General features: G+C 71.9%; 19 protein-coding genes. 12 read left to right on the plus strand and 7 right to left on the minus strand.

Annotation, left to right across the window (positions count from 1 at the left end; genetic code table 11):
- A complete protein-coding gene (locus EAE32_RS10125; RefSeq protein ID WP_243635676.1) occupies positions 1 to 3,180 on the plus strand; it encodes a glycoside hydrolase family 2 protein in 3,180 nt (1,059 codons plus the stop codon).
- Positions 3,181 to 3,248: 68 nt separating this feature from the next.
- On the opposite strand, the gene EAE32_RS10130 is transcribed toward EAE32_RS10125, so the two are convergent.
- Positions 3,249 to 5,000 (minus strand): alpha/beta hydrolase family protein, encoded by a 1,752-nt coding sequence (locus tag EAE32_RS10130; protein WP_240625043.1) that lies wholly within the window; start codon positions 4,998 to 5,000, stop codon positions 3,249 to 3,251.
- 402 nt (positions 5,001 to 5,402) lie between these two features.
- Here EAE32_RS10130 and EAE32_RS10135 point away from each other — a divergent pair, with 402 nt between their 5' ends.
- The 4 genes from EAE32_RS10135 (at position 5,403) to EAE32_RS10150 (ending at position 9,986) form a co-directional block, all read left to right on the plus strand.
- Positions 5,403 to 6,782: an LssY C-terminal domain-containing protein gene (locus EAE32_RS10135; RefSeq protein WP_121865197.1), complete on the plus strand. Its 1,380-nt coding sequence runs from the start codon at positions 5,403 to 5,405 to the stop codon at positions 6,780 to 6,782.
- A complete protein-coding gene (locus EAE32_RS10140; protein ID WP_121846715.1) occupies positions 6,779 to 8,074 on the plus strand; it encodes a cation:proton antiporter domain-containing protein in 1,296 nt (431 codons plus the stop codon). Before EAE32_RS10135 ends, EAE32_RS10140 begins: the two co-directional genes overlap by 4 nt.
- A 158-nt stretch (positions 8,075 to 8,232) precedes the next feature.
- A complete protein-coding gene (locus EAE32_RS11830; protein WP_165860502.1) occupies positions 8,233 to 8,808 on the plus strand; it encodes a hypothetical protein in 576 nt (191 codons plus the stop codon).
- Entirely contained in the window at positions 8,805 to 9,986 is a 1,182-nt protein-coding gene (locus EAE32_RS10150) for a PrsW family intramembrane metalloprotease (RefSeq protein ID WP_121846716.1), read from the plus strand. The genes EAE32_RS11830 and EAE32_RS10150 overlap by 4 nt, the downstream gene beginning before the upstream one ends.
- A gap of 67 nt (positions 9,987 to 10,053) precedes the next feature.
- Here EAE32_RS10150 and EAE32_RS12055 read toward each other — a convergent pair whose 3' ends face one another.
- Positions 10,054 to 11,073: a hypothetical protein gene (locus EAE32_RS12055; RefSeq protein WP_243635677.1), complete on the minus strand. Its 1,020-nt coding sequence runs from the start codon at positions 11,071 to 11,073 to the stop codon at positions 10,054 to 10,056.
- 253 nt (positions 11,074 to 11,326) lie between these two features.
- On the opposite strand from EAE32_RS12055, the gene rlmC reads away from it, so the two are divergent.
- Positions 11,327 to 12,463, plus strand: coding sequence for a 23S rRNA (uracil(747)-C(5))-methyltransferase RlmC (rlmC, locus tag EAE32_RS10160; protein WP_121865074.1), 1,137 nt, complete (start codon positions 11,327 to 11,329; stop codon positions 12,461 to 12,463).
- Positions 12,464 to 12,517: 54 nt separating this feature from the next.
- On the opposite strand, the gene EAE32_RS10165 is transcribed toward rlmC, so the two are convergent.
- The gene (locus tag EAE32_RS10165; RefSeq protein ID WP_121865075.1) at positions 12,518 to 13,060 is read right to left on the minus strand and encodes a gluconokinase; all 543 of its coding nucleotides are present in this window, start codon (positions 13,058 to 13,060) and stop codon (positions 12,518 to 12,520) included.
- Positions 13,057 to 13,185, minus strand: a complete 129-nt coding sequence (locus tag EAE32_RS12125) for a hypothetical protein (RefSeq protein WP_276309579.1) — start codon at positions 13,183 to 13,185, stop codon at positions 13,057 to 13,059. The genes EAE32_RS10165 and EAE32_RS12125 overlap by 4 nt, the downstream gene beginning before the upstream one ends.
- A 209-nt stretch (positions 13,186 to 13,394) precedes the next feature.
- Here EAE32_RS12125 and EAE32_RS10170 point away from each other — a divergent pair, with 209 nt between their 5' ends.
- A complete protein-coding gene (locus EAE32_RS10170; protein ID WP_121865199.1) occupies positions 13,395 to 14,144 on the plus strand; it encodes a rhomboid-like protein in 750 nt (249 codons plus the stop codon).
- A gap of 178 nt (positions 14,145 to 14,322) precedes the next feature.
- Entirely contained in the window at positions 14,323 to 15,552 is a 1,230-nt protein-coding gene (locus tag EAE32_RS10175) for an MFS transporter (protein ID WP_121846667.1), read from the plus strand.
- 142 nt (positions 15,553 to 15,694) lie between these two features.
- On the opposite strand, the gene EAE32_RS10180 is transcribed toward EAE32_RS10175, so the two are convergent.
- Both EAE32_RS10180 and EAE32_RS10185 read right to left on the minus strand, forming a co-directional pair.
- Entirely contained in the window at positions 15,695 to 17,143 is a 1,449-nt protein-coding gene (locus EAE32_RS10180) for an MFS transporter (protein WP_243635678.1), read from the minus strand.
- Between the two features lie 211 nt (positions 17,144 to 17,354).
- A complete protein-coding gene (locus EAE32_RS10185; protein WP_121865076.1) occupies positions 17,355 to 18,104 on the minus strand; it encodes a sulfite exporter TauE/SafE family protein in 750 nt (249 codons plus the stop codon).
- Between the two features lie 160 nt (positions 18,105 to 18,264).
- Between EAE32_RS10185 and EAE32_RS10190 the strand changes: the two genes are divergently transcribed.
- The gene (locus tag EAE32_RS10190) at positions 18,265 to 18,912 is read left to right on the plus strand and encodes a class I SAM-dependent methyltransferase (protein ID WP_121865077.1); all 648 of its coding nucleotides are present in this window, start codon (positions 18,265 to 18,267) and stop codon (positions 18,910 to 18,912) included.
- On the opposite strand, the gene EAE32_RS10195 is transcribed toward EAE32_RS10190, so the two are convergent.
- Complete coding sequence (locus EAE32_RS10195; RefSeq protein ID WP_121865078.1) at positions 18,907 to 20,010, minus strand: type I restriction endonuclease; 1,104 nt, start codon at positions 20,008 to 20,010, stop codon at positions 18,907 to 18,909. The two genes, EAE32_RS10190 and EAE32_RS10195, sit on opposite strands and share 6 nt — an antisense overlap.
- A gap of 315 nt (positions 20,011 to 20,325) precedes the next feature.
- On the opposite strand from EAE32_RS10195, the gene EAE32_RS10200 reads away from it, so the two are divergent.
- The 3 genes from EAE32_RS10200 (at position 20,326) to EAE32_RS10205 (ending at position 22,625) form a co-directional block, all read left to right on the plus strand.
- Positions 20,326 to 21,417, plus strand: a complete 1,092-nt coding sequence (locus EAE32_RS10200; RefSeq protein ID WP_121865079.1) for a DUF808 domain-containing protein — start codon at positions 20,326 to 20,328, stop codon at positions 21,415 to 21,417.
- A gap of 43 nt (positions 21,418 to 21,460) precedes the next feature.
- The gene (locus EAE32_RS11835; RefSeq protein WP_165860503.1) at positions 21,461 to 21,739 is read left to right on the plus strand and encodes a hypothetical protein; all 279 of its coding nucleotides are present in this window, start codon (positions 21,461 to 21,463) and stop codon (positions 21,737 to 21,739) included.
- Positions 21,740 to 21,800: 61 nt separating this feature from the next.
- Positions 21,801 to 22,625 carry an arylamine N-acetyltransferase family protein gene (locus EAE32_RS10205; protein WP_165860504.1) on the plus strand — a complete coding sequence of 275 codons (825 nt, stop codon included), beginning with the start codon at positions 21,801 to 21,803 and terminating at the stop codon, positions 22,623 to 22,625.
- Positions 22,626 to 22,682 lie beyond the last annotated feature (57 nt).

Consider the following 22,682-nt stretch of genomic DNA (forward strand, 5'->3'; position numbering starts at 1 on the left):
GTGGCGCAGGACGTCCTGGCCCGCGCGTCGTGGCGGCTGCACCTCGTGGGTGCCGCTGCCGGGGGCGGCTGGGGTGACGGGGTGGCGCTCGACGCCGCAGCCTCCGGGGCGGAGGCGCCCCGCGAGGCGACGTCCCCGGGGCGCGACGCATGCCACCACGGTGGTCCTCGTCCCGGGGAGCAGGCTCCAGCCGGTGGACGGGCTGCCACGAGCGAGCGCCCGACGGCGACCTGGGGTGCCGCGCTCGCCGAGGGCATCACCGCCCGCGTGCCGGGCACCGTGACCGGGGCCCTGCGCGACGCCCTCGGCGAGCAGGCCGTGGACCGTGTTCTGCAGGCCGCCGGCCCCGACGCCGTGTGGGAGTACCGCACCCGCGTGAGCACCGCGGGCGGTCCCCACCGGTTCACCTCCACAGGGGTGGCCACCGTGGCCCGCCTGCTCGTGACAGGTCACGAGGTCCACGCCTGCGACACCGCGTTCCTGCCGTGGGACGTCACGGTGGAGCTGCCGCCCGGTCCCTGCGAGATCGTCCTGCGGCTGCTGCCGCTCGCCTCGGTGCCCGTGCCGCGCACACCGCGGGCCCGCTGGCTCTCGCCACTCGTGCCCGACCGCTCGTTGCGCTGGCGCCGCACGCCGCTCGTGGGTGCCATCGACTGGCCCGGCGCCCGTCCGGTCCTCGGTCCCTGGGGCGGGCTGAGCGCGCACCCTGAGCCCGCGCCCCACCACCCCGCGGCGCCGCCATGGCAGGAGGCCGCGTCGGACGACGCCGCCGCATCCGGTTCCCGGCACGCGGAACCCGTCGCGGTGCGCACCCGCGTGGCCGAGAACGGTGACGGCGTGGTCACCGTGCGGTGCGCCGGGGCGCGCCTTTTCCCGGGCAGGACATCCTCGAAGAACCGGGACGCCGCCCTGCGTGAGACTTCGGCACCGGAAGCACCGGAAGCACCGGAAGCACCGGCGGCACCGGCGACACCAGAGACACCGGAGCGGCCTGACGACGCCTCGGGTGCCGTCGGTGCGGTGGACCCCGGTGGGTCGTCGGTCCGGGTGCAGATCGACGTCACGAGAACAGGGAGCGGCGGCGTCACCGGGGCACTCTCAGACCCCCGATCCCGCGAGCCGAGCGCCGCGTCCGGGGACCAGGCTGCTGACGAGGCCGGCGTCTCGTGCGAGCACACCGTCTCCCCGGCGGACGTGGACGGCTCCGGGACCGTCACCTTCGAACTCACCGTGCCGCGCCCCGCGCTGTGGTGGCCCCACGGCATGGGGGAACAGCCCCTGTACCGGGTGCGCGTGCGGGCGGCAGGAGTGGAGCACACCGCGACCGTGGGGTTCCGTACCCTCGAGGCCGCATCTCGGGATGCCGGGCACCATGGGCTCGGCCTGGAGATCAACCGTGTTCCGTTGTTCGTACGCGGTGCCGTGTGGACCGGTGCGGACCCGTTCGAGGTCGCCGCGCCCGCGGACCGTCTCCGCGCGGTCCTCACGCGCCTGCGGGACGGCGGCGCCACGATGGTGCGGATCCCGGGCACCGGCTGCTACGAGACCGAGGACTTCCACCGGGCCTGCGACGAGCTGGGACTCCTGGTGTGGCAGGACGTGGCCCTCGGCCCCCTGGACCCGCCGGACGAGCCGGGCTGGCGTGCCGGGCTGCGGGACGAGGTGCGCGCGCTGGCCTCCCGGCTCGCCGTGCACCCCTCCACGGCGGTGGTCTCGGGCGGCACCGAGGTCATCCAGGCGCCCGTGCTCGCGGGGCGCCCCACCGAGCAGTGGGCTCCGGCTGCGGTCCTGCACGACGTCCCCACCGCCGTGGGAGAGGCGGACGCGGACGTGGTGGTGGTCCCGTCCTCGCCGTGCTCGGACGCGCACCTGGACACCGCCCACGCCGCCCACGACGCCGCCCGGCGCCGGGTGCACGAGGGGGACGTGGAGCCGGACAACGGAGTTTGCCCGGACGGCGCCGCAGGCACGGAGGAGGCCAGTGCGGCGTCGTCGAAGGGGATTCCGGACCGCTCTCCCGTGGACGCCGCGGACGGGGTGTGCCACTACTTCGGGGTGGGCGCGTACGGCCGCCCGCTGGAGGACGCGGTGACGCGCGGTGTGCGCTTCGCCGCCGAGTGCCTGGCGTTCGCGGTGCCGCCCGAGCCCGCCGTGGTGCGCGCGCAGTTCGGCACCGGGGGACCGCTGGACGCGGCGGAGTCCGCCGGGGCGTGGCGCCGCGGTCTGGCCCACGACCCCGGGGCGGCGTGGACGTTCGAGGAGACCACGGTGACCTACGTGCACCGGCTCTTCCTGGACCGGGACTCCGACCCCGACGCCGGACTGGCCCACCCGGCGCGACCGGCCCCGCAGGACGTCCTGGGGGACCACGAGCGGCTGCTGGAGCACGAGCGCGCGGCACTCTCCCACGTGTTCCAGCGGACCTTCACCCAGTGGCGTGCCTCGTCCTCCGCGTGCCGGGGTGCGCTCGTGCTCTCGGCCGCGTCCACCGCGCCGGGGGCGGGGTGGGGTGTGCTGGACGTGACCGGGCGTCCCACCGCGGCCTGGTACGGGATGCGCCGGGCGTGTGCGCCCGTGGCCCTGTCCTTCCTGCCCGCGGGCGGGGACGGGCTGGCCCTGCACGTGTTCAACGACGCCCCGCAGCCGCTGCACGGGAGCGTTCGGCTCACCGTGGCCACGGTCCGCGGCAGCAGCCAGCCGCCGCTCGACCTTCCGGTGGAGGTCCCCGCGCACGGCGAACTCAGGCTGCGCGCGGACCTGGCGGACGGCACGTTCCGGGACCTCGACCACGCCTACGGCTTCGGGGAGCGGGAGTACGACGCCGCCTCGGCCGTCCTGCTCGATGCCTCCGGCCGTGTGCTCGCCCGGGACGCCCACCTCAGCGGCGGACCCCGGCGCAACAGTCTCGGGGATCCCGGTCTCGCCGCCCGGTGGGAGTGCACGGAGGGTGACGCCTGGAGCGTCGCGGTCACCGCCGCGGGTCTCGCGCGGTTCGTGGCGCTGGACCTGCCCGTCAACGGGCCCTGCGGGGAGGGGGCAGCCGCGGCCGAGGACGGCTACGTGCACGTCCTGCCCGGCGAGACGGTGCACCTGCCCGTGAGTGGCGCGGTCACGGAGGCGGTGCGGCGGGCAACCCGCGTGCGGGCCCTGGACACCGAACCCGTGGTGGTGGGCCGCTGACCTCCCGCGCGGACCGGAGGCGGACCCGACACCCCGTGAGCGGGGCCGCGGGCCCGGCCGTGTTCGGGTCAGCGTCCCGCGGGCACCGGTGTGGAGACCTCGTCCACCACGTACCGGCACAGGGTGTCCCGGGAGGCGGTGGCGAACACCGAGTGGTCGAGCGGTTCCAACAGGACCAGGGCTGAGCGCGCGTCCTGGTGGGCGGCCGTGACACCGCAGTGGGCGGCGTCGGCGGGACCGAACACCGCCTTGACGGTGAGCCCGGGAATGCGTGCGAGCCGACGCAGCGCGGGCCGGGGAACGTCGATGATGCCCACGGTGGCCGCCAGGGAGTTCACGCGCGGTGAGGCGTCATGGGCCCTGGCGCGCGTGCCCCGCACCACGGTGCGGCCCACGGTTCCCACCCGCGAGACGAGCGTGCGTGCCAGGGAGCGGGAGGTCGGCGTGGAGCCGCCCTGCGCGTCCTGCGGCACGGGGGTGGGGGAGTCCTCGCCCGGCAGCCGGGGTGCGAGGGGCCCGCTGCGCAGGCCCTGGCGCCAGTACCGCCACGGTTCGCGCTGCCACGCCACGTTGTTGACCACCTGCAGGGTGAGCCGTCGCGTCACCTCTGCGGGGAGCTCGGGTGCGGCGGCCACGAGACCCCACGCACCCAGGCAGATGCCCGCCGCGGTGAGGGGGCCGTCCGTGAGGGCGGCCAGCTGCGTGACGATCTCCCGGCTCTCGGCCACCGTGTGCCGGGCGTAGGGGTTCGAGTCCCGGGTGAGGGACGCGTCCACCAGCTCACCGGTGTCCGTGCGCTCCGCCAGCAGGCAGACCGCCCCGCGGCTCGAGGCCAGCAGCGCGGTGCGCAGCCACAGCCCCCCGGCGGCCTCCATGACGTCCGAACCGGGGGACACCAGCGCGAGGCCGGGGGCCTCCGGGCTCCGTTCCACGGGTTCGGTGATGATGGCGGGGCGCTCGGCCACGCCGCACGTGGTGCGCGTGAGCCGCACGTCCGTTCCCCGGACGTCCAGGGTGATGGTCCGCGCGGGACGGGGCGTGGCGGCGTCGTGGGCCTGGGCGCCGCGCGTGGGTGCGTGCTCCCCGAGGGCCGCGACGACGGTGTCCGTGAGGCCGCTCGGCACGGTGGCCACCCGGGGGTGGACGTCCAGGGGCAGGGGCCCGGTGGCATCCTCCGTGAGCACACGGATGCAGCGCGCGGCGTCCTGCTCGGGGCCCGGAACGGCCTTGACCGCCGCGGCGCCCTCCGCCGAGAGCTGCAGGTCCATCAGCTCGGTGCCCTCCGTGACCCGGGGCGGCAGGTCCTTGCCGGCCATCCGCCGCAGGGCGCTCTGGTGGCGCAGCCACTGCTTGCCGGACACGGGCGCGAGCAGGAGGCGCTCGCTCCACCCGGAGTCCTCGTCGGCGGCCATGTACGCCCCCGCCACGCTGAAGGCGACGCCGCGCACGGGCTGGTCCGCACCGGCCCAGTCGCGCACCACGCGCAGGTCCTCGGCCCACAGCCGGGCGTCGCACGTGTCCTCGAGCGAGGGGCTCTGCCCGGTCCCGGACCAGTCGAAGCGCACCACACGCCAACCGGCAGCGGCGAGCGCGCGGGCGGTGTGCACCACGGTGCGGGTCATCGTGACCCGCTCCCGGCCGGGAGGGGCGGCCAGCACCACGGCGGCCCCGCGGGAGGGTTCGGAGGGTTCGTGGACGTCCACGGCGATCCAGCGGTCCGCCGCGGGGATCCACCCGTGGACCACGGTGGCGTGGGCGCTCGCGCCGGTGGTCCTCCCGGCCCCACGGGATGACCGCGGCGAGCGGTTCGGACGTGACAAGGTGCGCAATGAATTCTCCCCCATGGACGTTCTGTCCCCCGTGTCCGTGCCCGTGCCGCGTGGACCGCCGCCGTTCTCTCCCCGGGCGGCGGTGGCGCGTGTTCGGACACATGTACTTTCCCACCCTAACCGTCTGGTTCCAGGCGCGAGGAACGGATCGTCGCCCCCACTTTGGGGGTGAGGGGCCCACACCCGGGGGCGAGGACAGGGGGAGGTGACGACGCCGTGGGGGTGCCGTGGGCGGCGTCGGCGGGTGCCTGTGGTGACGGTGAGGGGCCCGTCCCCTAGGATCGGCCCATGGCCGCCGCGACGGCGCCAGCCCCTCCGCGGGGCGGGCGCGCGGGCGGTCCCGGCCCGCGGGCCGGCGCACACCACGACGGACTCACCGGGGACGGTCACACCATGAAGCACAGCGAATCACCGCGGCAGCCCGCGCAGTACCGGCGCCCGCCCGAGAAGGTCCAGGGCCGCCGCTCGGGTCTCGGCATGGACGTGGTGGAGAACATCTTCTTCGGGGTGGTGATGGTCCTCATCTTCGTCTTCGCCGTGGTGATCCTGCGCAGCGCGGGCAGTGCGTGGAGCCTGATCGGCTACAGCCTCGTGTTCTGGGCCCTCATGGCGTACCTGGCGCTTCCGCGGCTGCACCGCACGCTGACCTCCATCTACGTGCCCTCGTACTTCATCGGCCGCACCGTCACCCCGGACGGGCTGCTGGGGGATCCCGTGAACCTCGCCGTCAACGGGTCTGCGGAGCAGATCCACACGGCCATGAAGGCTGCGGGGTGGACCCTCGCGGATCCCGTCACGCTGGGTTCGAGCTGGGGGATCGTGAAGTCCTCGGTGACCCGCAAGAGCTACCCCGAAGCGCCCGTGAGCCCGCTGCTGCTCTTCGGGAGGATCCAGGAGTTCGCGTACCAGCAGGAGGTGGACGGCAACGCCGCGCAGCGCCACCACATCCGCTTCTGGCGCTGCCCCGAGGGCTGGCCCCTGCCCGGCGGCGGGCACCGCGTCCAGTGGCTGGCCGCGGGAACCTACGACCGCGCGGTGGGGCTGTCCCTGTTCACGCTGCAGGTGACCCACAAGATCGACGCGGACATCGACGTGGAGCGCGACTACGTGGTGGACTCCGTCCTGCACGCGGTCCCGGAGGCGGAGGTGGCCGTGATCGAGGACTTCTCCACGGGCTACCACAGCCGCAACGGCGGCGGGGACGCCGTGCGCACGGACGGCGACTTGCCCGTGCTGCAGCTCGAGGCGGTGCCCGTGACCCAGTCCGTTCCCGCGGCGTCGGACACGGCAGGGGCCGCGTCCGCGCACCCCAGCTCCGCGGAGGACGTGCTCAAGGACGTGGCGCGCCGCCCGTTCTCGATCGTCGCGGCGTGGGCGCTCATGCTCGTCTCCGCGCTCGCATTCGTGGCGGACCTGTTCCTGCACCCCACCGACATCACGGGCGAGATGGACCTGGACGGGCTGCCCGAGGGATCCACCACGGTCGTGACGACCCTGGCCATGGGGGTGGTGGTCGTGATGCTGCTGGCCATCCTGTTCCTGGCATGGCGCACGTTCCAGGGCAGCCAGCGCTCGCGGCTGATCCTGATCGCCATGGTCACGCTCTCCCAGGTGGTGCAGATGGCGGCGTTCTTCCAGGGCGGGCGACCGAGCGCCGGTGCCCTGCTCTCCTCGTCCCTGGACCTGCTCACGGTCTACGCCCTGACAAGTCTCTCGGCTCGCGCGTGGACGCGCGGCGGAGCGGAGCGCGCCCGCGGGGAGGGCGCTTCATGATTGTGGCGTTCTCCGTGGTCCTCCTCGTGGTGATCGTCTGGTCCGTGGTGGCCAAGCGGGTGGAATCGATGTTCATCACCCTCCCGGTTGCCCTGATTGCCGCAGGGGTGCTGGTGGGATGGGAGAGTTCCTCTGCGATCTTCGAGCACCTCAGTGACCCGCGGCTGGAGCGCTCGGTGGAGGTGCTGCTCGCCCTGCTGCTGTTCCTGGACGCCACGGAGGTCCGCGCGATCCACCGGTGGGACGTGGGCGTGCTGGTGCGCCTGGTGCTGGTGGGGGTTCCGCTGTCCCTGTTCACGGCCGCAGTGCTCACGGGCTGGCTGTACCCGGAGATGCGGGTGGCCCTGTGCTTCATCCTGGCCTGCGTGCTCGTCCCCACGGACATGGCTCCCGCGGCCTCGGTGGTCAAGGACCGGCGACTGCCCCGGCGGCTCCGGGATGTCCTCAACACGGAGAGCGGCTACAACGACGGCGTGGTGGCCCCCTTCTTCCTGGTGGGGGTCGCCTTCCTGGCCGGCGGTGTGGACGGCCCGGAGAAGGGCGCGGAGGCCCTGGTGGACATGCTCCCGGCGGCCCTGTGGGCCGTGGGCATCGGCGGGGTCGTGGGCGCGGGGGCCGCGTACCTCTCGCGCCTCTCGCAGCGCCACGGGTGGACGACGGCGCGCTGGCGCTCCCTCGGGATCCTCGCCACCCCGCTGCTCGCCTACACCCTCACCATCGCGGTGGACGGCAACGGTTTCGTGGCGGCGTTCGTGGCCGGTCTGGCACACCGGGCGGTGTCCGGGCCCGAGGCCCACGAGACCCTGGGGCTCTCGGAGGACGTGGCCGCGTTCGCGCAGATCGTGATGTGGTTCGTGTTCGGGCAGCTGCTGGAGTTCTCCGTCCGGGAGGGGCTGGATCCCCGGGTCCTGGTGCTGGCGGTGGCCGCCGTGACGGTGGTGCGGGTGCTGCCGGTGCTCTTGGTGCTGCTCGGCTCCACGGTGCGCTGGCGGGACCGGTTGCTGATCGGCTGGCTCGGTCCCCGCGGGATCGCCTCCATGGTGTTCGCGCTGCTGGCCATCCAGCACCTGGGTGGGGAGGACTCGGTGCTGCTGGTCCAGGTGATGAGCGTGACCGTGGTGCTGTCCGCGGTGGTGCACGGGATCTCCGCACCGCTGATTGCCCGGCGCCTCTCCCGCCGCGGTGGCAGGCGCGCGGCGGAACCCGCCGGGAACGGCGCCGCCCCCGCGCCAGGGCCCGGGCCCTCACCGGCACCAGGCGAGGGCGCGCACTCGAGCACGCCTGCGCGGTAATTCAACCGCCGTCAATTCGCAGGAAATGTAGCGAGTGAAACAAATTGCACGGTCCATCTTTTACCTTGTGTGAGTCCGGACATATTCCACCCTCTGCCGAATTACCCGCGTGCTAGCATTTCTTGTCCCCTCCTGACAAAAGGAAAGGAAAGCGAAGAATGCAGTTGAGCCACAAACTGCCCGCGGCGGCGCTGGCCGTGCTGGCCGCCGCCACGTGGGCGGTTCCCGCCGCGGTCGACAAGGTGGTGCCGGAACCGCAGTCGGTCACCACGGCCGCGGAGAAGGCCACGCTGGAGGCAACGGGCGGCTCCGTCCTGGAGTTCCATGCCCCCGAGGGCTGGTCCACCATGCCCACCCAGAACCGCGCCTCGGTGACCTACACCAAGCCCCAGGACGACCAGGAGCTGACGATCTCCGTGATCGACCAGAGCAAGAACTTCGACACCACCGCGGACCGCGTGCTGCGCCAGCAGGCCCTCGAGGGCACCTCCGCCGCGTTCGACGGCGGCACGGTCAGCTCCGCCGGCGGGTTCACCGGCAAGAGCTGCGTGGCCATCAAGCCGAACGACCAGGCCACCGGCAACTGTGCCGTGGTCCACAAGGACGACCTCGTGGTGGCCGTGACCGCCACGAGCTCCGGCAAGGACCAGGCGCCTGACCTGCAGCCCCTCGTGGACAGCTTCCGCGTGGTCACGAGTGACGAGAACCAGACGGACGGAGAGAGCGGAGCATGAGTTCAGTGAGCACGTCGTCCCCGACCGCCCCCGCTCCCGCGGCGAGCGCTCCGGTACCGGCGCGGACCACGCCCGGCTACCCGGCGTACGGCCGTGAGTTCTTTCAGCCGCGCTCGGCGGTGTGGTGGGTGTTCTGCGTCCTCGTGGCCCTGGGCGCACCCGGTGTCACCCTGGCGGTGGCCCAGTCCTTCACCGCGGCGAAGGACTCGCTGCTGACCATTGCACCGATTTTCCTGATCACCCTGGCGCTGTTCGCCGTGATCGTGCTGTGGGCGGACCCCTACCGCGCTCGCCGCGGCTGGATCCTGGTGGTGGCCACCGTCTTCGGGATCACGGTTCCCACGTGGCTCGGCATCCACGCGAACGGGCACCTGGGCTCGATCACCGCCAAGCTGCTGCCCAGCGGCATGGGTGCGGACTGGGGCGCGGCCGTGTCCGGTCCCACGAGCGAGGAGTTCGGCAAGATGCTGGGCGTGGTGATGATCATGCTGATCGCCTCGCACACGCTGCGCCGCCCCATGCACGGCCTGCTGGTCGGCGCTTTCGTGGGTCTGGGTTTTCAGATCTTCGAGAACGTGTCCTATGCCGCGAACAGTGCGCCGTCCAATGCCAACGACGACCTCACCGGTGCCTTCGGTGTGACCCTGCTGCGCAGTGCGATCGGCATTTCCTCGCACTGGCTGTATTCCGCGATCGTGGGGGTGGGTGTGGCTTTCCTGCTCGGCCGCACCGTGCAGCGTCTCTCCCTGGTCCAGCGCATTGCGGGATTCGTGGGATTCTTCGCGCTCGGATGGGGCCTGCACTTCTGGTGGAACTCCCCCTCGCCCCAGGCGGCGGCCGCCGTTCTCATGCTCGTGAAGATTCTGGTGGCCCTCACGTGCTTCATCCTGGTGGCGCGCCTCGCGTGGCGTCAGGAGCGGGAGTTCCTGTCCCGCGCGGACGGTGAGCTGCGGCAGTCCCCGCAGGCGCGCGGCGTCGCCGTGGACCTGGCGGACCCCGCGGTCACGAGCGCCGCCGGCACCCGCAGGCAGCGCAAGCAGGGTCTCAAGGAGGCCCGCAAGCGCGGCGGACGCGCCCTGAAGAAGAGCGTCAAGAAGGCCCGTCGGGTCTACCTCGACGCGTTGCAGGCGTGGGGCCGCCGCGGCACCGGGGTGGACGAGCTGCCCACGGTGTCCTGACGCCCCGAGCGTCACACGCACCACCGGGAGGAGCCCGGGTGGACCAGGAGGTCCACCCGGGCTTTCCTCATCTCACGTCGATGCCGAAGACCCGCTTGACCGCCGTGACCACGTGGCGTCCGTAGCGCTGGGAGGAGGGCGTGGAGGAGAACGGCAGGAACCGGCCGGGGACGTCCGGGTGGGTGATCTTCCCGTGCGTGGGTCCGGAGGTGGTCACCTCGAACCCCGCGGCGCGCAGCCGCGACAGCAGCTCACGGCGGTTGGTGGGGTAGCGGGTGCCGCCGCCACCGGGCTTCGCGCCCGTGCGCTCCAGGGAGTCGGGGGTGTCCGCCCAGGTCTCGTCCGGGCGGCGCGCCACGGCCCACCCGCTGCGGTAGATGCCCACCACGCGGTGCTCCGCGCGGGACACCTGCACGCACAGTCGCCCGCGCACGTAGTAGTCCGTGCGCCCGAGGTCCGCCGTCCAGGTGTCCTCGGGCTGGGCCACGACCGCCCGCAGCGCGTCCTCGGTCACGTTCCACACGCCCTGCACGTGCACCCCGTCCGCGGGAACCTCCAGCTCGTGGGCGCCGTCCCGCCCGGCGGAGTCCACCGTGTAGAACGCGTTCTGCGGTGTGGCGGTAACGGGGGTCACCCCGGCACGCAGCCGTTCCACGAACTCGAGCAGTTGCGGGTCCACGGTGAGCTTGCGGGCCGTGGCCTGCCGGGCGCTGTGCGGGGCGGCCGTGCCGCGGGGCCCCGGACCGGGTTTCGGAACCCCGCCGGGGGCCACGTGGGCCGCAGGGCCGGGCCGCGCGGACGACGCCGCTGCCTCGCCCGGCGCCGTCCGCCCACCAGCTGACCGCGGCGCGCCCCCGGCGGAGGCTGCGCCGCGCAGTGCTCGGGGGCCGGGAACCGGTGACCCGGTGGCGGAGAGTGCCGGGCTGCCGTCCTGCTGTCGGGCCGCGGGGCCCCCGCCCTCGGACGCGCTGGCACCGTCCCGAGCACCGGGGGAGGGGCGCCACGATGTGTAGTCCACGGGATGCACCCCCCGGGCGGGGTTCTGGCGGCCCCGCATCACGGCGGGGGTGGGGCGCGGGGTGCTCATGGCTGGTGTCCTCGAAGGTGGTCGGCGGCTGTCCCTGTCACGGTGCCACGATCCCCGGGGCCGCGCCACACGCGGACCGGGCGGGGCGGGACGGAAAGGGACGGCGCAGAAAAGGGTGAGGTGGCACAGGACGGGGCGCAGAGCCGTGCGGCGCGGTGGTGCCCCGGAGGGACGGGGCGCGGAGTCGGCCGTGCGGCGTCGTCGTGCCCCGGAGGAAAGGGCCCGGGGGCCACGCCGCCGTACACTCGGACGGGTGGAATGCGGATACTACGACCGGGACCTGTGCCGGTCCTGCACGGTCATCGAGGTGCCCTACGAGCAGCAGCTGGCGCGCAAGCAGGAGCTCGTCCGCGAGCTGGTCGGTGCGCACGGGGAGCCGCGCTGGCTGCCCCCGGTGGCGTCCGCGCAGGCGGGGTTCCGCAACAAGGCCAAGATGGTGGTGGCCGGGCGCGTGGGGGAGCCCACCCTGGGCATCCTGGACGGCACGCGCGGCGTGGACCTGCAGGACTGCCCGCTGTACCCCGAGCCCATCACCCGGGCGCTGCACGGGCTCGCGGAGTTCACTGCGCGGACCCGGCTGCTGCCGTACGACGTGGCGAAGGCGCGCGGCGAGCTCAAGCACGTGGTCGTCACGGCGAACCCGGCCGGGCGGCTCATGGTGCGCTTCGTGCTGCGCAGCACGCGGCAGCTGCCCAAGATCCAGGAGAACCTGGCCGAGCTGCGGCGCCTGGTGCCCGCGGCGGACGTGGTCTCCGTGAACCTGCAGCCCGAGCACAAGGCCGTGCTGGAGGGCCCCGAGGAGATCCTGCTGAGCGAGCAGGGAGAGCTGTCCATGCCGGTCAACGGGATCGACCTGCGCGTGCGGCCCCGCTCGTTCTTCCAGACCAACACGGGGGTCACGGCCCAGCTCTACCGCCAGGTGCGGGACTGGGTGGACGCCGTGGACCCCACCACCGTGTGGGACCTGTACTGCGGTGTGGGCGGATTCGCGCTGCACGTGGCGTGCCCGGACCGGGAGGTGGTGGGCACGGAGATCTCCGCCGAGGCCGTGGCCTCCGCCCGGGACACGGCCCGCGCCATGGGCCTGCCGCAGCGCGGGCCCGGTTCCGTGCGCTTCCTGGTGGCCGACGCCGCCGCGACCCCTGCGGACCTGCCCGGCACCCCGGACCTCGCCGTGGTGAACCCGCCGCGCCGGGGCCTGGACGCGAGCCTGTGCGCGTGGCTGGAGGGCTCCGGCGTGGGCCACGTGGTCTACTCCTCCTGCAACGCGAAGACCCTGGCCCGGGACCTCGCCCGGATGCCGTCCCTGGAGCCCGTGGAAGCCCGGCTGCTGGACATGTTCCCCCACACCGGGCACTACGAGGTGGCGGTGCTGCTGCGGCGCCGGTGACACCCGCGTGCCGGGCCCGTGCGGCCCGGGCCGAGCAGCACGGGCCAGTGGGGCTCAGGACTGCGCGGCGGAGAGCGCGCGCAGCCGGGTGACGGCCTCCCGGACCATGTCCGGCACGGGCTGGTCGATGTCCAGCACGTAGCCGCCCTCCTCCTGGGTGAGCGGTTCCAGGGTCTCGATCTGCGACTGCAGCAGCGTGGCCGGCATGAAGTGCCCGCTGCGGCCCTCGATGCGCCGCGTCAGCACCTTCAGGGTGCCGTCCAGGTGCAGGAACAGGGCCGAGGGTGCCTGGGAGCGGATGCGCTCCCGGTAGCTGCGCTTCAGGGCCGAGCACGCCACCACGAGGCCTTCGCGGCGCTCGCCGTACTCGTGCAGGGTGCGCCCCACGATCTCGAGCCAGGGCCAGCGGTCCCCGTCCTCCAGCGGGGTCCCTGCGGCCATCTTCTCCACGTTCTCGAGGGGGTGCAGGCTGTCCCCGTCGGTGAACTCCACCCCCAGCTCGTGCGCCACGAGCGTGCCGATGGTGGTCTTGCCGGAGCCCGAGACCCCCATGACCACCACGAGCGGCGGCAGCTCGGGGCGTGCCGCCCCGCTCATTCCGTGCCCTCCGCCGGTGCCGCGCGGTGCGCAGGGGTGGTGCTGGTGCGGCCGCGGGGGTGTCCCGCGAGCACCGGTGCGGTGCGGGAACGGCCCGCGCGGGCGTCGTCGTCGACGTGGTTCATGGTGGTCCTCTCCGGAAAACTGACCTGTGGGTCCGTGGAGAACGATGCCACGAGTGTCCGACCCCGCGCTGGGGGCCGGTGCCGGGCCGGCTCAGGCGCCGTCGTACCGGGTGCCCCGTTCCGCCCGGCTCCGGGTCCGGGAGGCAGCCCTTGCGGTGCGGGGGGACGACGGCGCCCGCGCGTGTCCCGCGGGGGCGCATACTGTGCGGGTGTTCACTCTCGTGCTCCTGCTGCTCGTCGTGGGATTCGTCTACGCCGTGGAGCACTCCTGGCCGGGATTCCACCGCATCGGCGCGTGGTGGGTGCGCCGCGGCGAACCGGTGAGGTGCTGGGTGCGGCGAGCACCGCTCACGTACGTGTACCTCACGGTGATCACGTTCACCACGTGGCTGCTCGCGAACACGAGCGAGCCGCTGCGCAAGGCGTTCCTGGCCGAGCAGTCCACCAACCTGCACGAGCTGAGCACCAACCCGGTGACCGTCCTGCTGCGCAGCGCCATGTACGTGTCCCCCGGGGAGCTGGTGGTCTGGTGGGTGGGGTTCAGCCTGGTGGTGGCGCCCCTGGAGCACCGCTTCGGGTGGCAGCGCGTGCTGGTGGGATTCTCAGTGGGGCACGTGCTGGCCACCGTGGCCGTGGCGTGGCTGCAGGTGTGGGCGATCCGGGCGCAGAACCACCCGAACCCCTCTCGTGTGCTGATCGACGTGGGGGCCAGCTACGGTTTCTCCGCGCTCGCGGCACTGGCCACGTACCAGGGTTCCCTGCGGCGTCGGCTGCTGTGGGCCGGGGGGATCGTGGTGCTGCTCGCGGCAGCCGTCGCCGTGGACCTGGACTGGGCCACCGTGGGCCACTGCGTGGCCGCGCTCGTGGGGTTCGCGAGCTTCCGGCTGGTGCGCCCCGACGCGGCGGTGCACCACGAGGCGCGCGTGCGGGCGCGGCGGATCTACGAGGCGGAGCTCTAGAGGGCATGCCCGGGCCGCCGTCGCGCGCGCCTGCACGGGTACCGACGGGGCCGCGTCGGACGGTTACCGGTGAGTTTTGTGACGCACCGCACCCTGCCCTAGCATGCAACGAGTACGAGCGGGGCCGCATGCACCGGCTCCGCGCGATCCCCGAGGGCAACAGCGAGGGAATGACGTCATGAGGTTGAAACCCTGGATGAGGGTCAGTTCCGCACTGCTCGCGGTGGCCTGGGGAGGCAACGAGTTCACCCCGTTGCTGGTCATGTACCGCACGGTGGAGGGCTACCAGCAGGTGGCCGTGGACATGCTCCTGGCGGCATACGTGCTGGGCATCGTCCCGGCGCTGCTGATCGGTGGGCCGCTCTCGGACCGCCACGGGCGGCGAACGCTGATGATTCCCGCGCCGGTGCTGGCCATGGTGGGGAGCATCCTGCTGGCCGTGGGCGCGGAGAGCCTGTTCATGCTGTTCGTGGGCCGCGTGTTCTCCGGGCTCGCCCTGGGCCTGGGCATGGCCGTGGGCACGTCCTGGATCAAGGAGCTCTCCGAGCGGCCGTACGAGGAGCACCCGGAGCGGGTCTCCGGTGCCCGCCGGGCGTCTCTCTCCCTGACGGCGGGCTTCGCGCTGGGCGCCGCGTTCGCAGCAGCTCTGGCGCAGTTCGCGCCGCTGCAGACCGTTCTGCCGTACATGATCAACCTGCTCATCTGCCTGCCCGCGGTGTTCCTGGTGGCCGGGACTCCAGAGACCCGCCGGGCCGGTGCGCCGCGGACCTCCCTGCTCTCGGACCTCAAGATCCCGGCCACCCGCCAGCACCGCTTCTGGTTCGTGGTGGCCCCCTCCGCGCCGTGGGTGTTCGGGTGCGCGGCGTCCGCGTACGCGATCCTGCCCGCGCTCATGGCGGATGTGGTGGGGCCCCGCTACGGCATCGCGTTCTCCGGGCTCATGTGCCTGGTGGGCCTGGGCTTCGGGTTCGTGATCCAGCCCCTGGGCAAGCGCCTGGACCGGGACGGCTCCATCCGTTCCCTCGCGGTGGGGATGTGTGCCGTGATCCTCGGCATGCTCGCCGCGGTGCTCGCCTCTGCGACCCTCAGCCTGCCGCTGGTTCTGCTGGCCTCCGCGGTGCTCGGCTGCGGCTACGGCCTGGTGATGGTCTCGGGGCTGCAGGAGGTGCAGCGGATCGCGCGCCCGGACGATCTCGCCGGGCTCACCGCCGTGTTCTACTCGCTGACCTACATCGGCTTCTTCGTGCCCATGGTGCTCGCGCTGGTCGCAGAGTTCACCACGTACCCGTGGCTCTTCGTCTCGGGCGCGGTAATCGCCACGGTGTGCCTGGGGATCATGGTCTACGGCCGCCGCCACGAGGTCCGGGACCTGGACCTGCTGGAAGCCCACGACGCCGCCCGGTCCTGACCTCCCCGCCGCTGCGCGCGTCCCTGCCCGCGGTGTCGGCCACTGTCGCACGGTGCGACGAGGGCCTGCCCCCCCGGTGTGCGGGTGGGGCCGGGCCCTCGCGAGGCGGCGTGCGGCGTCGTCGCCCGGGGAGTGGCGCGCCTCAGACGCGGGGCTCCTCCGACCTCTCGGCGCTCAGCGAGCGGTGGTGCGCCATGAGCCGCTTCTCGCGCGGCAGGACGCACAGCAGCAGCACGATGGTGAGCACCACGGAGATGGTGAGCAGCCCGTAGGTGGCGCCCCAGCCGAACTCGTGCACCACCCAGCCCACGCCCGTGGAGGCGAGCGTGGCACCGAAGACGTAGCCGAACAGACCGGTGAAGCCCGCCGCGGTGCCCGCCACGTGGCGCGCGGACATGTCCAGGGCCTGCAGGCCGATGAGCATCACGGGCCCGTAGATGAACGCGCCGATGAAGAACAGGAACACCATGAGCAGCCAGTACGGGGTGCCCACCGGGGCCAGCCAGTAGGCCACCAGGAACACGCCCACGCCCACCATGAAGGTGATTCCGGTCCAGCTACGGTTGCCGTGGAAGACCCTGTCCGAGACCCAGCCGCACGCGAGCGTGCCGAAGATCCCGGCGAGCTCGAACAGGGAGAAGCCCGCGATGCCCTGCGCGAGGGACATGCCGTGGTGGTCCGCCAGGTAGGTGGGGGCCCAGGAGAGCACGCCGTAGCGCAGGGAGTAGATGAACACGTTGGCCAGCGCCAGGAACACCATGGTGGGGTTCAGAAGCACGTGTTTGACGATGATCCGCCAGTAGGAGCTCTCCTGCAGCTCACCGAGGTCCGTCTCCACCTTGGGGGGATCGTTGCGGTACTCCTCGATCGGGGGCAGTCCCACGGCCTCGGGGCGGTCCCGGACCAGCACGAACGCGATCACGGCCACCACCAGGGCTCCAAGGGCGGGAACCCAGAACGCGGACTGCCACGAGTCGCCGGTGATCGCGAGACCGAGCGCGGCGAGCGCTCCCACGCCCATGCCGCCCACGTTGTGCGCCGTGTTCCAGATGGCGGTCTTCCAGCCGCGCTCGTTCGTGGAGAACCAGTGCACGAGCACTCGCCCGCACGGCGGCCAGCCCATGCCCTGCACCCAGCCGTTGAGGAACATCACCGTGGCGAACAGCGCGACCGATGCGGACACCGCGGGGACGAACGCGACCACCAGGTTTGCGACGGCGGACAGCGCCAGACCCACCGGCAGGAAGTACCGGGCGTTGGAGCGGTCCGAGATGGTGGCGGAGAAGAACTTGGAGAACCCGTAGGCCAGCAGCACGGCGTTGCCGATGATGCCGATGCCCACGGTGGTGATGGTGCCCTCGTCCAGCAGCAGCGGGGCGATGAGCGAGATGTTGTTGCGGATCAGGTAGAAGCCCGCGTAGCCCAGGAAGATGCCGATGAACACCTGCAGCCGCGGATAGCGGCGGCCGATCTCGGCCTCGGGCAGGCGCGGCGCCGCGGCGGGTGCCGCGAGCCAGCGCAGGCCCCGGCCGGGACGTCCGGCGGGGGCTGCCTCCGGTGCGGGGGGGGGAGTGGATGACGGGGAGAACATGCAGGACACCTCTCGGGGTCGTGAGCGAGTGGTGCGGCCCGGAGCGCCGGGTCGGCCGGGCCCGGGGTCCGCGGATCCCGCAGGAACCGCGGGAGAGACGTCCATGCTACTCACAGGCGGGCATGATGGGTCGGCGCGTTGCGCCCGACGCGGTGGTTCGCAGGCGGCCCGGGGCGCCCGACCCGCGTGCGCGGGGAGTGGCGTCGTCCCCTCAGCCCGCCAGCAGCGTGAGCGCCCCGCAGACCACCACGACGACGCCGCCCGCGGCCGCGAGCCCCATGGCCAGTCTCTGCGCGGTTGCCTTGCTCAGGTGGTGGGAAAGCCACGTCCCCACCGCGATGCCGGCCAGGACCGTGGCCACCAGGGCGGCCAGCGCCACCACGGCGGGGACCGGGAGGGAGAAGTGCACCCCGGCGGCGAGCTTGGAGGCCGTGGAGAGGGCACCCATGCCCATGAACACGGGCTGCATGGTGGCGACGAAGCGCACCTGGTCCCACCGGGTCACGCGCGAGTAGATCACCATGGCCGGTGCCGCCACACCGGCGGTGGCGTTGAAGAAGCCGCCGACCACCCCGGCGGGAACCGCCGTGGCCCGGCGGGAGGCGTACGGGGTGGCGGGGGAGAACTTCGTGATCGCGAGCCCGGCGAGCACCACCAGGCCCACGGCCACCTGCAGCCACCCGGCGGGCACCACCCGCACCACGAAGGCACCCGCCACGATGCCGGGCACCGCGGCGGCCACGAGGACGGCGGCGTGGCGCCACTCCACGAGCTTCCGCACGGACAGGGTGATGAGGAAGCCCGAGCACGTGGTGGCCGCGTTGGTGGCGAGGACGCCCGCGCCGGGTCCCATGAGCAGGGACAGCACCGGCGCGACCACCAGGCCCACCCCCGTTCCGGACACCCGTTGCAGCACGGCGCCCACGAGGACCGCGGTCAGTGCCAGCAGCAGGACGGTCACGGGTGCTCCTCGTGGATGCGCAGTGGGAAATGTGGTGCGGGTGTCTTGTACCCGCCCACCAGGGCCTTACCCTCGGCGCCGGGCGCACCGGTGCCTGCGGGACGGACGAGGATGGGGCTGCGTTCATGGTGCCAGATCCCGGGCCCCGTAGCCTGGGGGCATGGTGGAGCAGAGCAAGTGGATGGCCCAGGTGGAGCGCAATCCCGGGCACTCGCAGTGGTACATCGACAGGTTCAGGACCATGGCGGAACGGGGCGAGGACGTGGTGGGCGAGGCCCGCCTGGTGGACGCCATGGTGCCGCGCGGCGCCCGGATCCTGGACGCCGGGTGCGGTGCCGGGCGGCTCTCCGGGTACCTGCACTCCGCCGGGCACCGCGTGGTGGGCGTGGACGTGGACCCCGCGCTCGTTCGGGCCGCCCGCGAGGACCATCCCGGCCCCGACTACCGCACCGCCGACCTGGCCACCCTGCCGGAGCTCGAGCTGGGCGCGCCGTTCGACGTGATCCTCTGCGCCGGGAACGTGGTCACGTTCCTCGCGGAGAGCACCCGCCGGGACGTGCTGTGCGGGTTCCGCGCGCACCTGGCCCCGGACGGTCGCGCGGTGGTGGGCTTCGGCACGGGCCGCGGCTATCCCGTCGAGGACTTCCTCGCCGACGCCGCCGCGGCGGGTCTCACACCCCAGCTCACCCTGGCGGGCTGGGACCTGCGGCTGTGGCATGAGGGCAGTGACTTCCTGGTGGCGGTGCTGGGTCATGAGACCAGCTCGCCTGGACGACCCACTCCTTGGCCCTCGCCCTCTGCATTATGAGGTGACGCGCTCCACGGCGGCCCGCAACTGGTCGCTCAGACCGTAGATCTCTTCCAGCGCAGCAATGGGATTCCTGGTCTCGGCCTTGTTCTCATCCAGGATCCCCACATACTTCTGGCTGCGGTTGAAGTGCAGACGAGCAATGGTTTTCCGGTTGTTGTTGTCCAGGAGGATCGCGCAGTACGACTTCGCGTCTCGGTAGGAAACCCTGGACATGTCCACCTGGTTGCAGACAATGGCGCGAACAATGTTGAACGCTGTCAGTTCCTCTGCCGTGGTCACGATGTCATCCTGCGCCTCGATGAGGTCGCGCTCCGCTTCCTCCCGACTGCTGATGCCGTCCGCGGCATCATCTGCAGGGGGCAGGGACGGGGGTACGGAGCTCGCCCCGAGGGCGGTCGTCAACCGGTTGTTGACCTGTTCGTTGAGGAACTGCTGAGAGGCCTTGTTGACCAGGGGCGTGAACTGTTCCCGCACCTTCTGCGTGAAAGCACCTTCGTAGACCCGGTTGGTGAAGAACCGGACCCAGTCGTCCGAAGGCTCCTTGAACTCCGCTGCGATGGCTCGCTTGATCTGCCCCACGTACTTGAGCTCGCCAGCGGCGCTGATAATCGAGTCCAGGTCGAACTCGTTCTTGCTGAGCTTGAGAAGTTCGGGGATGAGAGTCGCGTCGATGTCCGTAAGGTCGAGCACCAGGAACGGCTTGGCGTCCATCCGGTTCGGCGCATCGAGGTCCGTGTAGAAATGGTACTTCTCACCGTTGGTGAGGATGGCAATGCGGGCGTTGGTCACAGCGAAGTACCGGTACAGCTGCGAGGCATGTTCCAGGGACAGGGGTGCCCCGATGTGCTTGCACTCGATGAGCATCTGGATCTGCCCGTCCTGGACAATCGCGTAGTCGATCTTCTCACCCTTTTTCACGCCTACGTCGGCCGTGAACTCTGGGACGACCTCGGCGGGATCGAAGACGTCGTACCCGAGGATCGTCGAGATGAAGGGCATGACGAACGCGTTCTTGGTGGCCTCTTCGGTCTCGATGGAGGCTTTCTGGTGCGTGACCTTGCTGGCCAATGCGGCCAAGCGTTCTGTGAATTCCATGTTTTCTCCTCGGGAGCTGAGGCAGAATCGCGCAAGGGCGCCGTGCCTCTCCAGCTGCTGGATCGTGTGCAATCGAAGCCACTTTACAGAGGTGAATGCATGTCGCGGCATGACCCGCCGCGCACGCCGCAACATCCGCGCTTCGGACGACAGTTTGCTGTGGTGGGTGGACCTGGGCCAGGACTGCCAATCAGGTAGTTGCGCGGTGCATGGCGTTGCATGGAGATGATGGCAGGAAGCGCGCTGAGGCTGGGCGGTGGAGCCTCTACCCTTGACTTCACAGATCCATAAGACCAAGCGTAAAGAGGTACTCGCATGTCCGCTGGACTTGCCGCACTGCTGGACGACATCGCCGCGCTGGCCAAGCTCACGGCCGCGAGCGTGGACGACGTCGCTGGGGCCGCCGGGCGCGCGAGCGCCAAGGCTGCGGGCGTGGTGGTGGACGACGCCGCCGTCGCCCCCCGGTTCGTGGAGGGGGTCACGCCCAACCGCGAGCTGCCGATCATCAAGAAGATCACCATCGGGTCGCTGATCAACAAGATCGTCATCATCCTGCCGGTGGCTCTGCTGCTGAGCCAGTTCGCACCCTGGGCCCTCACCCCCCTGCTCATGCTGGGCGGCACCTACCTGTGCTTCGAGGGGGCGGAGAAGATCATCGAGCACTTCTCGCCAGGGGAGCACGGGGAGGACAAGCCTGCTCCGGACCGCGGCCCGGAGGCGGAGAAGAAGATCGTCTCGGGTGCCGTGCGCACGGACCTCATCCTGAGCGCGGAGATCATGGTGATCTCGCTCAACGAGGTGTCCCACGAGCCGTTGCTGGCCCGCACGATCATCCTCATCGCGGTGGCCATCCTCATCACCATCGGCGTGTACGGCGTGGTGGGTCTCATCGTGAAGATGGACGACATCGGGGTGGCCATGGCCCGCAAGGACTCCGCGGGCGCCCAGAAGTTCGGCCTGGGGCTGGTGAAGGCCATGCCCAAGGTGCTCGCCGTGATCTCCGTGGTGGGGGTCATCGCCATGCTCTGGGTGGGTGGGCACATCATCCTCACCGGCATGGCGAACCTGGGCTTCGGCCTGCCCTACGAGTGGGTGCACCACCTCAGCGAGGGCGTCCACCACGTTCCGGCCGTGGGCGCCGCTCTGGCCTGGCTCGTGGAGACGTTCTTCTCGTTCGTGCTGGGTCTCGCGTGGGGCGCAGTGATCGTGGGCATCGTCCACGTGCTGCCCTTCGGGAAGAAGCACGAGGGCGAGGCAGCCGAGGGCGGGAGCGGCGTCGAGCCCGGAGGCAAGACCGCGCCCGCCGGGGCCGAGGGCACGGGGCCGACGGCAGGCGCGACACCGAACGCCGAACACCACGCAGAAGGTGGCGGATCCACCGCAGCGACGAGCCCGGACAAGGGCTGATCTGCGAGGCGGGCGTCGAAACCCGCAGACGAAGGAGGATGCCGTGAACGACAACCAGCGCAGTGGATCGCGCGGATGGCTGCTCGCCTCCTACGCGTCGATCCCGCTGGTCGTGCTGCTGACCCTCGCGCTGCTCGACTGGGACGGCACAGGGACACCGCGGCCGTTCGTGATGTTCTTCCTTCCTGCCCTCGTGGGAGTGCTCGGAGGACTGGCCGGTGCCAAGGCCGGGCGCCCGGCCCTGGCGGTGTGCGTGGGGCTGCTCGGGATCGTTGCGGTGCCGACGGCCCTGCAGGTGGTGTTGCTGGTCGAGGGGCCGTGACGTCGGGGGAGGCGCGCGCACGGTGCGCGGCGAACGGCCAGCGGACGGTCGGGAGAACACCGTGAACGGCAGCGACGCATCGGAATGGCGGATTGCGGACATCGACGTCCCCGCCTACCTCGCCGCCCTGGGCATCGAGGCGGAGGCACCAAGCCTCGACCTGCTGGAACGTCTGCACCGCGCGCACGTTCTCACGTTCCCCTTCAGCAACGTGGAGGTGCTGCTCGGCCACCACCCGGGGGTGGCTCCGGCCGCGGTCTTCGACCAGCTCGTGACGCGCCGTCGCGGTGGGTACTGCTTCGAGCACGCGCAGCTCTTCGCCGCCGCACTGGAGGCACTGGGCTTCACGGTGCGTCGCGCCCTGGGCCGGGTGCGGTCCCTGCAGAGCGCGCGAACCCACATGACCGTCCTGGTGGAGCTCGTGGGCGTGCGGTACCTGTGCGATCCCGGCTTCGGGTTCAGCATCACCGGGCCCGTCCCGCTGCACGACGGCGCTCGCCGCGTGGACACGGGCCAGGCCTTCACCGTGGGCCGGGTCCTGGACGAGGGCTGGCCGCTGTGGTCCCTGTCCCGCAACGGCTCGCTGGAGCACGTCCTGGACGAGTCCACGGTGCACCCGGCGGACGTGCGGATGGGCCACCTCATGACCTCCACGGCGGAGGACTCCGTGTTCCGTCACCACCTCATGGTCATGCGCCACACACCCGAGGGGCACGTGACGGTCACGGAGCGCGGCGTGACGGAACGGGCGGCCGGGCAGCGCACCAGTCAGCAGGACCTCACCGCCTCCGAGGTGGTGGGCCGGGTCCGCGACCTGGGGGTGTCGCTCTCGGAGGGCGAGGCGGAGCGGCTCACCTCGGTGGTGCGGGGTCTGCGGAACCAGTGAGATGATCGTGGCGAGGCCGGCCCCTTCCCCCGGGGTGCCCGGATTTCGCCGTGTCCG

The sequence above is a fragment of the Kocuria tytonicola genome (assembly GCF_003687175.1).
Classification (GTDB): Bacteria; Actinomycetota; Actinomycetes; order Actinomycetales; family Micrococcaceae; genus Kocuria; species Kocuria tytonicola.

Coding starts and splice junctions, on each gene's coding strand:
- EAE32_RS10195 (WP_121865078.1), bottom strand. CDS start 20,010: ATGGAATTCACAGAACGCTTGGCCGCATTGGCCAGCAAGGTCACGCAC.
- EAE32_RS12125 (WP_276309579.1), bottom strand. CDS start 13,185: ATGAACCACGTCGACGACGACGCCCGCGCGGGCCGTTCCCGCACCGCA.
- EAE32_RS10190 (WP_121865077.1), top strand. CDS start 18,265: ATGGTGGAGCAGAGCAAGTGGATGGCCCAGGTGGAGCGCAATCCCGGG.
- EAE32_RS10180 (WP_243635678.1), bottom strand. CDS start 17,143: ATGTTCTCCCCGTCATCCACTCCCCCCCCCGCACCGGAGGCAGCCCCC.
- EAE32_RS10175 (WP_121846667.1), top strand. CDS start 14,323: ATGAGGTTGAAACCCTGGATGAGGGTCAGTTCCGCACTGCTCGCGGTG.
- EAE32_RS11830 (WP_165860502.1), top strand. CDS start 8,233: ATGCAGTTGAGCCACAAACTGCCCGCGGCGGCGCTGGCCGTGCTGGCC.
- EAE32_RS10140 (WP_121846715.1), top strand. CDS start 6,779: ATGATTGTGGCGTTCTCCGTGGTCCTCCTCGTGGTGATCGTCTGGTCC.
- EAE32_RS12055 (WP_243635677.1), bottom strand. CDS start 11,073: ATGAGCACCCCGCGCCCCACCCCCGCCGTGATGCGGGGCCGCCAGAAC.
- EAE32_RS10150 (WP_121846716.1), top strand. CDS start 8,805: ATGAGTTCAGTGAGCACGTCGTCCCCGACCGCCCCCGCTCCCGCGGCG.
- EAE32_RS10165 (WP_121865075.1), bottom strand. CDS start 13,060: ATGAGCGGGGCGGCACGCCCCGAGCTGCCGCCGCTCGTGGTGGTCATG.
- EAE32_RS10200 (WP_121865079.1), top strand. CDS start 20,326: ATGTCCGCTGGACTTGCCGCACTGCTGGACGACATCGCCGCGCTGGCC.
- EAE32_RS10135 (WP_121865197.1), top strand. CDS start 5,403: ATGAAGCACAGCGAATCACCGCGGCAGCCCGCGCAGTACCGGCGCCCG.